The organism is Anaerofustis stercorihominis (assembly GCF_024623185.1).
Classification (GTDB): domain Bacteria; phylum Bacillota; class Clostridia; order Eubacteriales; family Anaerofustaceae; genus Anaerofustis.
Genome location: NZ_JANJZK010000058.1, coordinates 1 through 1,629, shown reverse-complemented (window position 1 = coordinate 1,629; position 1,629 = coordinate 1). Strand labels below are relative to the sequence as shown.

1 protein-coding gene is annotated in these 1,629 nt (G+C 36.0%); it reads left to right on the top strand.

Going from position 1 to position 1,629, the window contains the following annotated elements; genetic code table 11:
• Positions 1 to 328 precede the first annotated feature (328 nt).
• The gene (metF, locus tag NSA01_RS09960; RefSeq protein WP_257481308.1) at positions 329 to 1,192 is read left to right on the top strand and encodes a methylenetetrahydrofolate reductase [NAD(P)H]; all 864 of its coding nucleotides are present in this window, start codon (positions 329 to 331) and stop codon (positions 1,190 to 1,192) included.
• Positions 1,193 to 1,629 lie beyond the last annotated feature (437 nt).

Here is a 1,629-nt window from a genome sequence, read left to right as displayed (position 1 = left end):
GTCAGGCGTAGTGCCCCGCGGGGGAGAGCTTGTTTTATCAGGCAATGATATATAAGACTTTCTCAACGTTATTGATTAGTTATTGATAGTTTTTTAGGTATGATATTAATAAGAAAATAATTAAAAGTATTATAAATACCGCTTTATTTAATCAGAGGTTTTATATTTTAGGGAATATCGGAGTAATAGTATATAAAATCACTTTGATATTCCTTTTGGTTATATATAGATATCTTGAATTGCAATAAGTGAATAACGGCACAGACCTTTATAATAGCATGGATTTATGGTATAATTCTAAAAATTCAGAGTTTAAGGGGTATAAAAAATGAAAATAACCGAAATATTAAAGAAGGATAAACCTACTCTTTCTTTCGAAGTATTCCCTCCAAAAAGCGAGGATAATTATAAAAGTGTAGAAAAAGCAACAGGGGAGATAGCGAAGCTTAAACCCGATTTTATGAGCATAACATACGGAGCGGGCGGAGGAACGAGTTCATATACAGTGAACATTGCAAAAGAAATACAAAAAGAACATGGCGTACCTACTTTATCTCACCTTACATGTATGTGTTCTTCAAAGGAAGATATCAAAGCTCAGCTGAAGCTTTTAAAGGATAATGATATTGAAAATGTACTCGCCCTCAGAGGAGACATACCAAAGGATAAAAGTCTGATGGATAAATCCGAATATACTCACGCGATAGAGCTTATAAGAGATATAAAGGAAAGCGGAGATTTTTGTATCGGAGGTGCATGTTATCCGGACGGACACGTCGAGTGCGAACACAAGGCGGACGATATTTACTTCTTAAAAGAAAAGGTAGACGCCGGACTTGATTTTCTTACTACGCAGATGTTCTTCGATAATAACGTGCTTTATAACTTCTTGTACAGAATAAGGGAAATCGGGATAACCGTTCCCGTTTTTGCGGGTATAATGCCTGTTACAAACGGGAAACAAATAAAGAGGATAACCGAACTTTCAGGGACTTATCTTCCAACACGTTTTAAAGCCATAGTGGATAAGTTCGGAGACGATCCTGCGGCAATGACCCAGGCGGGGATAGCATATGCGACCGACCAAATAATAGACCTTATCGCATGCGGAGTGAACGGGATACATGTTTACTCAATGAACAAACCAGAAGTTGCAGAGGGCATTAGAAATAATCTTTCCAATATTTTATAAAATATTAAATCTTTATAATGGGCTCTGCCCCTTAGACCCCAAAATACGGCAAGGCTCTGTTTTTCGATTTTCCCTTTTTTGACTATCGAAAGACTTCGTAAGAAGGCTTACTAAATTTTGTTATACAAAATTTAGATGTGGGGACACATACGATAGCATTCGCAAATTTTCCAAAGGCAAGATTTGCGAATGTTGACCGCTGAGTTTTGCTCTGTAATATTTTAATTCTTGTTAAAATACCTAAAACTCTTTTAGAGTTTTAGGTCAGTCAAAAAAGGTGTAAAATTCTTTCACTCAGTCGCCGTGAGGGCTTTTAAAGTAACTGGATTTCCTCAGAAAATCTACTCGATTTTAAGGTAACAATTGCTACCCCAATCTTTTATATTTAAAGGTTATAAATTTTTTAGGTAATTTGGATATGATAGTGGGAGGATGTT